The organism is Mycobacterium sp. TH-M11 (genome assembly GCF_057473725.1).
In genome coordinates this window covers 1-7,800 of sequence record NZ_JBYCLD010000266.1, presented here as the reverse complement: position 1 = coordinate 7,800, position 7,800 = coordinate 1, and the positions used below count along the sequence as shown (strand labels likewise).

Below are 7,800 nucleotides of genomic sequence, written 5' to 3'. Positions count from 1 at the left end.
GCCCCGCCCCCGGCGATATCCGGGCCGACACGGCCGACAACGATGTCAGCGCCACCGCGATCCCCTCAGAGATGCACATGAGTGACCGGTTTGTGGGTGGCGGCTTCGATATCACTGAGTGTCAGCTTGAAGAGTTGGTGGGCAAGATCAGACAATGCCCGCGCGAGCGTCTTCTTGGCGTGCTCGTGATCGGTCATCGTCATACCTCTGCTGCTATTAGGCGAAATCCGCGGTCGCGCGGGCATTGTACTGGTGTTGCACCCGAGCTTTGATGCGCAGCAACACTTTCCGGATCAACAGGGCGATAGCCGGCCGCGCTAGTTCGACGGCGACCACCTCACCGGGATGCCGCAGACCGACCCGAGCCCGGGCGAGCAATCGCGTGTGGGTCGCCCAGTGCGGCTGCAGCTGGAATGACCACACGACGTTAGGCAGGTTCGGCGAGATGGCCCGCAGCACGATGTCATGCTCGGGCCTGATCGCCTCGACCCGAAGCGCCAGCCCGTCGCGCAACCACATCCACCCATTGGGCTTGAGGCGCAGGATATCTCCCACCGCCCATGGTTTCCAGTCCGGATCGCCGCGTTCGGACTCCTGCAGCTGAAGGCCGGCCACATTCTCGAGGACGCGTCGGCTGTCGCGGCCGCCCCGCCCCTGCCCCATGCGCAGCAGCAACGGCCACACGACCGTCGGCGGCGAATCGATCCATATCGCTTCGGTCACCTGGATGACCGGCTCGCCGAGCATCTCGTCGCCCGGCAACCGCGTTTTGCATTCTCCTTTGGTGGTACCCCAATTGCGGTAATACCGGCGTGCGGCATAAAGACCCCCCGCCAGCGCGGCGATCTTGGCCATCCGACTCGACGCGGACTTCATCACGCCAGTGTGCTTAGCGGATCACTCTGCCGCGAGGGGCTTTGGTCCTCGGTGCCGGCCGGAAAAGGGAACAACGGCCTTCGCGCGAGGACCATCTCCCCCTGGCCGGATGCCAGGCACGCAATAGCGTTATTTTCAGCGGATTTTCACGACATGGAGATACGGGAGTGCTAATGCTGGAATCCTTTCCGCCCAAGTCGGTCGTCGTCGGTGTCGACGGATCGCAAGCCGCTCTCCGGGCCGCGCGCTGGGCGGTGGACGAAGTGGCCGACACCGATTTCCCGTTGCGGCTGCTTTACATCAGAGACGTGAATCCTTGCGCCAGCCGAGCCGAATGCCGGGTGGCTTTCGAAGCCGGGGAGCAGGCGGTGTACGCCGCATACGACGCTGTCCATGCGCTGGGCAAAACGGTGAAGATCGAGATGGAGATCATCGAAGGGCATCCGGTGCCGATGCTGATCCAGGTCTCGAAGTCGACCCCGCTGATCTGTGTCGGCGACACCGGAGCCGGGCAGTCAACTCCCGCCGGATTCGGCTCGACCGCAACTGAGTTGATCCGATCTGCGCATTGCTCGGTTGCCGTCGTCCGCGGCAGCCCCGCCCTCGGAGCTGACCGAGGGCGATCGGTTGTGGCCTATGTCGTCGGGTCGCTTGACGACGAGTTCGCCGTCGAGCGTGGTTTCCAGGAAGCCCGACGTCGAACGGCCCCGCTGGTGTTGATGATGGCGTGGCAGTCCGGGCTGGACGACCTGCAAGACGACGCTGCAATCAGCGAACAGGAGCGCCGGAAGCACGCCATGCTGGAGCGCTACGCGGCGGTCTGGAGTCCGCGCTACCCTGGCGTGACAGTGCGCACCGTGGTCGAGTACGGACCGTTCCTCAACTACCTCACCGACCATGCGGACTCGATCCAGTTACTCGTCATCGGAGCCACCCAGGCCCACGAGTTGCGCCAACTTGTCAGCCCGGCCGCCGATCCGGCCCTGCGCCACAGCGATTTCGCACTGGTCGTCGCGCACTGAGCTCAGTCGTACAGCTTTGGGGGGCGAAACGCCTCCTTGTCCGGCGTCGCCGCGACCCGATTCGCGAACAGCGCAGCGACATTCTTTGCGTCGCCGACGTTTTGGGCAGTCGTGGAAGTCATGGCGGACACATCCGGCTAACCGGCGGGTGAGATCAGCCCGTAGTGGCCGTCGTAGCGCTGGTACAGCACACCGGCTCGGCCTTCGGCCACATCGACGAAGAACAGGAAAGGCACTTTCAGCAGCGAAAGGCGTTCGACGGCGCGCGCGATCGTGCTTCGGGGAGGCGGCTGTGAGCTGACGGTGACGGGCAGCTCGTGTGGCGCGAGTTGCTCGGGCAACGGCATGACCTGAGCCAACCGGTATCCGTTCGACTCGGTCCGGTACAGCACGCTGGCTTGGCCGGTACCCGCCTCGGTGAACAGGTGGAAGTCGTAGTCGAGCAGTTCCATCTCCTGGGCGGCCTCGTCAAGCGTGTGTTTGCCCAGCGTGAACGACTTCCGCCGAATGATCCGACGTTCCTCCGGCGGTCGGTGGAAATAACCGGGCCGACCTATGGTCTCGGATCCGTGATGCGGCTCTACCTGCAATCCGTTGCCGTGCCTGCGTTCTGATCGATTCTTCAGCTTTTCGAGCCGACGCCACAGCCGCGCCTCGAGCAGATCGACCGCCTCGCGCGCGTTTTCGCCCTGCACTTGGGCGCGGACGTAGCGCCCGTTGACGTCGAGGTTGGCCTGCGCAATCACCGGGCGCGCCACCGCCGGGTCGGCATGTTTGCTCAACCTGACTCGGGCGTGCAACACCGGCTGGTGGGCGAGCCGGCCGAGCGGGCCGATCTTCTCCCGCACGTAGTCCTCGATGCCGGGCCACTGCCCGTGCGTCGTCAGGTCGATCTCGAATGCATTCGGAAACGCCGTTCTGTCTGGCATAGTTCGTTGTTACGCCGCTCCCGGCGAGTGCCGCTAGGGCCCAAGGTCATCGCGGCGGGTGACGGTTGCTCCAGCGCCGCAACAGGTAGCGACGAAATTCGTCGGCCCCCCACACAATGAACGGAAACGGTACCAGGAGAACCAGATCGGAGGGCGATGGCGCGTCGGTTTCGAGGATTGTGCGCAAGAACGGCAAATAGACAAACGCGGCGCCCAGTGCGATCTCGGCGGTGATGCCGGCAAGTAGATACCGGTTGCTGAACACACCGACAGACCACAGCGAGGCGCGTTGGGTGCGTACCGCGAAAGCCGTGCCGATCTGCCCGGCAATCATGCCCAGCAACGTCATGGTGGTGGCCTGCCGGTAAACGTGGTGCAGCGGACTACCCACTCCGACCGGCGTTCCGGGTCGCCAGCCCGCCCTGAGCAGGGTGTAGAAGTAACCCACTGCTGCCAGGGCAGCGACCATTAGGCCGAGGAACAACCACGCCCGCAATAGCATTGGCAGCCGAATGACTCCTTCGTCCTTGGGCCGCGGTGGGCGCTGCATGATGCCCGGCTCGGCCGGCTCGCGACTCAGAGACAACGCCGGGAGCGTCTCGCTTCCGACGTCGAAGGCCAGAAGTTGCATGATGGTCAACGGGATTGGGATCGCACCGCCGCTGAGCGCGAAGAGCAGGAACGGCACCACTTCGGGGACGGCGTGCGCGAAGATGTAGACGATGAATTTCCGTACGTTGTCGTAGATGCGGCGGCCGGACTCGATCGCGGTGACGATCGAGCCGAAATCATCGTCGGTGAGCACCATCGTCGCGGCCTCCCGCGCCACGTCGGTCCCGGATAGTCCCATGGCGACCCCGATATCGGCGCGGCGCAAGGCTGGCGCGTCGTTCACGCCGTCGCCCGTCATCGCGACGACATGGCCGTCGCAACGCAACGCCTCGGCGATGTGCAGCTTGGCTTCCGGTGAGGCGCGGGCGAAGATGACTTCCGGCTGCGACCGGATGAGTGCCGCGAGTTGGTCTTCGGTGAGCTGCTCGAAGTCTTCGGCGGTCACGACCTTCGGATGGGGACCGGTGATGCCGATACGCTCAGCGGTGGCGGCGGCGGTCAGCGGGTGATCACCGGTGATCACAATGATTCGGATGCCGGCTGCCCGGCATTTCGCGACGGCGTCGACGACACCTGGTCTGGGCGGGTCGAGCATGGCGATCAAGCCGACGAAACACAGATCCCGCTCAGCAGTCGCGCGGCGGTGCGGCGGACGTGCTTTGAGGGGCAGCGCTCGCCGGGCGAAGGCGAGTACGCGTAAGCCTTGTCCGGCAAAGGCATCGACGGCTTCTTCGATTCGGAGTCGTTGCGGCCGATCCAGCGGCAGCGACCTACCGTCGGCGTCGACGACGTGGCTGCACCGCCGCAGCAACGCCTCCGGTGCGCCTTTGGTGTCGATGACGGCTGATCCGTCGTCAGACCGGTCGATCGTCGACATCAGCTTGAGCTCGGGATCGAAGTGAAACTGCCAGCGCCGGTTGGCCTCTCGTACCGCCGCATCGGTCTGCGCCCCGAGCAGCCCGGCCGCCGTGAGCACTGCGATCTCGGTCGGATCGCCCACGGCTCCAGTACTCCCGTCGAAACGAGCATTGTTGCAGCGGGCCGCAATGTGCCCTAAGTACTCCAGCGCACGAGACTTTTGCGGCTTGTTCGCCAGCGTGTCTGGATCGAGATCGATCCGGCCCGCGGCGGTCCAGGCGGCAACGGCTGTCATGCGGTTTTGGGTGAGCGTGCCGGTCTTGTCCGTGCAGATCACATCGGTCGAGCCAAGGGTTTCGACCGCCGAGAGCCGTTTCACCAGGGCTCCTCGCCCCGCCAGATCGCGCACGGCGACTGCCAGCGCAAGAGTGATCACCGGCAGCAGTCCCTCAGGCACCATGCCCGCCAACAAGCCCGCCGCGAAGATCATCGAGTTGATCGGGGTGAGGTGGGCAACCAGGATCGCTACCGGGATGAAGGACAGCCCCAGCATCACCGACACCGCGGCGATCAGCCAGGCGGCTCGTCTGACCTGACGCTCCAGCGGGCTGACATCGGATTTGATCCGTTCCGACAGTGCCGCGATCCGTCCGATTTCGGTGCTCATGCCGGTGGCGAACGCGATCCCCCGGGCATGCCCACCCGTGCAGTTGGTTCCACTGAACACCAGGTCGTGCGCAGCCAGCAACGGAACGTGCACGTCGGTCATGGCCGCCGATCGAAGCGCCGGGACCGACTCACCGGTCAAGGCCGACATGTCCACCTCGACGGCACCGGCCAGCAGCCGGATGTCGGCCGCGATCCGGTCACCTTCCTCGATGACCACGACGTCGCCGGGTACCAGCTCGGACGCGTCGATTTCGGTGATCACGCCGTCACGTTCGACCTTCGCCCGCTGCGGTAGGTATTTCGCCAGCGCCTCCACCGCGCGCTCGGCCTGCAGCTCCTGGACAAACGAGAACGCGGCGTTCAACACGATGATCAAGACCACCGCGGCGGCGACCACATGGGACCCGACGATCACCAACAGGCCGGCCGCCAGCCACAACAGCAGTGCGAGCGGATGAGTCAGTTGTCGCACCAATGCTTTCGGCCACTGCGGCCCGGAGCGACGCTGCAGCTGGTTCGGCCCGTACTGGAGCAGGCGCCGCTGCGCCTCCTTATCTGACAGGCCGACGCGGTCACTGCGCAACTCGCGTACCAAGCGACCGGCGGCTTCTTCCGGGTCCAGTTCTGGCGGCGCCACCCAATCACGACGTTGACTTCGCACGTCACCATGCTGTCAACGACCACACGGACCTGATAGGAACCGAGGGCATCGGCAACGGGGGACCTTCGGCCCTCACTGAGCCCGTTCCATGAGCGCCCGCATGAAAAACGTGAGATTGGCCGGTCGCTCGGCCAGCCGCCGCATGAAGTAGCCGTACCACTCGGTACCGAACGGCACGTAGACCCGCACCCGGTTACCAGCGCTCGCAAGCCTGCGTTGCTCGGCGTCACGGACCCCGTACAACATCTGATACTCGAAATGATCGGCGTCACGTCCGGTTTCGCGAGCCATGACCGGCACCGCGTCGATGATCACCGGATCGTGGGTGGCGACCATCGGATAACCCGGGCCCGCCATCAGCACCCGAAGGCAGCGCAGATACGAGGCCGTCACCGCCGCGACGTCCCGATGGGCCACCGAGGCCGGCTCGTCGTAGGCGCCTCTGCACAGTCGGACCCGGGCGGCGGAGGCGGCCAACTGCTCGCAATCACCGGGCGTTCGCAGCAGGTAGGCCTGGAGCACCACACCCAGCCAGGGATAGTCGGTGCGCAACTGTGTGGCGATCGACAGGGTGGAATCGGTCGTCGTGTGGTCTTCGGCATCCACCGTCACCCAGGCGCCGACCTGTTCGGCCCTGTCACAGATGCGATGGGCGTGTTCGAGCGCGATCTTCTCCCCGTCGCGGTTCAGCGCCTGCCCCAACGCCGACAGCTTCAGCGACACCTCCAATGGCCGCAGACCGTGCTGGACGGCATCCGGTCGCCGCCCCAGCGCATCGAGCAAATGGAGGTAGGCGGTCATGGTGGCGTTGGCGCCATCGGCGTCGATCACTTGCTCGCCCAGGTAGTCGACGCTGACCAGTCGGTTCGAATCGCGCAGGGCGGCGGTGCTGTCGATAGCTTGGTCCAGCGTCGCGCCTGGTATGAACCGATCGACCACCCGGCGGGTGACCTTCAACCGTTCGGCGGTGTGCTGCAGTCCGTGTGATCGGCCAGCGGCCAGGATTGCGGGTCGCAGGGTTCTGGTGAACAGACCGGGGCCAGACATCATTGCACCGGCCCGGCCATGTGCGGGTAGCGGTGATCGGTGGGCGGAACGAAGGTTTCCTTGATCGAGCGAGGGGAGGTCCAGCGCAGCAGATTCTGCGCCGAGCCGGCCTTGTCATTGGTGCCCGAGCCGCGGGAACCACCGAAGGGCTGACGGCCGACGACCGCCCCGGTGGGCTTGTCGTTGACGTAGAAGTTGCCGGCCGCGAACCGAAGCCGGTTCTGCGCCGTCCGCACCGCGCCGCGATCGTCGGCGATCACCGCCCCGGTCAACGCGTACCGTGAGCCAACGTCGATGACGTCGAGCACGCGGTCGAACTCGTTGTCGGGATAGACGTAGACCGACAGCAGCGGGCCGAAATACTCGGTGGCAAATGTTTCGTCGGTGGGATCATCGGACAGCAGGACCGTGGGGCGCACGAAATAGCCTTCGCTGTCGTCGTATTCGCCGCCGACCGCGATCGTCACCCCGGGCGCGCTTTTCGCGCGTTCGATGGCCGCGACATTCTTGCCGAACGCCCGCCGGTCGATCAGCGCACCGCCGAAGTTGGTGAGGTCGGTGACGTCGCCGAACGGCAATTCCGCGGTCGCCGCCAGGAAGTCGTCCCCCATCTGCCGCCAGACCGAGTGGGCGACGAACGCCCGTGAGGCCGCCGAACACTTCTGACCCTGATAGTCGAACGCCCCACGGATCAGCGCGGTGCACAACGCATCCGGTCGCGCGGAGCGGTGCGCAAGCACGAAGTCCTTCCCGCCGGTCTCCCCCACTAGCCGCGGATAGCTCTGGTAACGAGCAATGTTCGCGCCCACCTGCCCCCAGAGGTTTTGGAAAGTGACCGTCGATCCGGTGAAGTGGATGCCGGCCAGCCGCGGATCCGCCAGCGCCACTTCCGATACCGCGTAGCCGTCGCCGGTGACCATGTTGATCACACCCGGCGGGAGTCCGGCCGCCTCCAACAGTTGCATGGTCAGATATGCCGCCAGCGTCTGGGTCACCGATGGCTTCCACACCACGGTGTTCCCCATCAAGGCCGGCGCGGTGGGCAGGTTGGCCGCAATCGAGGTGAAGTTGAACGGCGTTATGGCATAGACGAATCCATCCAACGGGCGATAGTCGGTGCGGTTCC

Annotated in this window: 7 protein-coding genes; 1 reads left to right on the top strand and 6 read right to left on the bottom strand. The window is 65.3% G+C overall.

Annotated features, from left to right (window positions below):
• Window positions 1-65: 65 nt before the first annotated feature.
• Both AC2VOG_RS10995 and AC2VOG_RS10990 read right to left on the bottom strand, forming a co-directional pair.
• Complete coding sequence (locus tag AC2VOG_RS10995; protein ID WP_486939927.1) at window positions 66-197, bottom strand: dsRBD fold-containing protein; 132 nt, start codon at window positions 195-197, stop codon at window positions 66-68.
• A gap of 19 nt (window positions 198-216) precedes the next feature.
• Window positions 217-876 (bottom strand): SRPBCC family protein, encoded by a 660-nt coding sequence (locus AC2VOG_RS10990; protein WP_486939926.1) that lies wholly within the window; start codon window positions 874-876, stop codon window positions 217-219.
• Between the two features lie 173 nt (window positions 877-1,049).
• On the opposite strand from AC2VOG_RS10990, the gene AC2VOG_RS10985 reads away from it, so the two are divergent.
• Entirely contained in the window at window positions 1,050-1,898 is an 849-nt protein-coding gene (locus AC2VOG_RS10985) for a universal stress protein (protein ID WP_486939925.1), read from the top strand.
• A gap of 137 nt (window positions 1,899-2,035) precedes the next feature.
• Here AC2VOG_RS10985 and AC2VOG_RS10980 read toward each other — a convergent pair whose 3' ends face one another.
• The 4 genes from AC2VOG_RS10980 to pruA all read right to left on the bottom strand — a co-directional run.
• Window positions 2,036-2,827: a ribosome hibernation promotion factor gene (locus tag AC2VOG_RS10980; RefSeq protein WP_486939924.1), complete on the bottom strand. Its 792-nt coding sequence runs from the start codon at window positions 2,825-2,827 to the stop codon at window positions 2,036-2,038.
• A 46-nt stretch (window positions 2,828-2,873) separates the two neighbouring features.
• Window positions 2,874-5,627, bottom strand: coding sequence for a cation-translocating P-type ATPase (locus AC2VOG_RS10975; RefSeq protein ID WP_486939923.1), 2,754 nt, complete (start codon window positions 5,625-5,627; stop codon window positions 2,874-2,876).
• A gap of 72 nt (window positions 5,628-5,699) precedes the next feature.
• The gene (locus tag AC2VOG_RS10970; RefSeq protein WP_486939922.1) at window positions 5,700-6,674 is read right to left on the bottom strand and encodes a proline dehydrogenase family protein; all 975 of its coding nucleotides are present in this window, start codon (window positions 6,672-6,674) and stop codon (window positions 5,700-5,702) included.
• Window positions 6,674-7,800 (bottom strand): L-glutamate gamma-semialdehyde dehydrogenase (gene pruA, locus AC2VOG_RS10965; protein ID WP_486939921.1); only part of this gene is annotated, 1,127 nt, incomplete at its 5' end. The genes AC2VOG_RS10970 and pruA, both read right to left, overlap by 1 nt.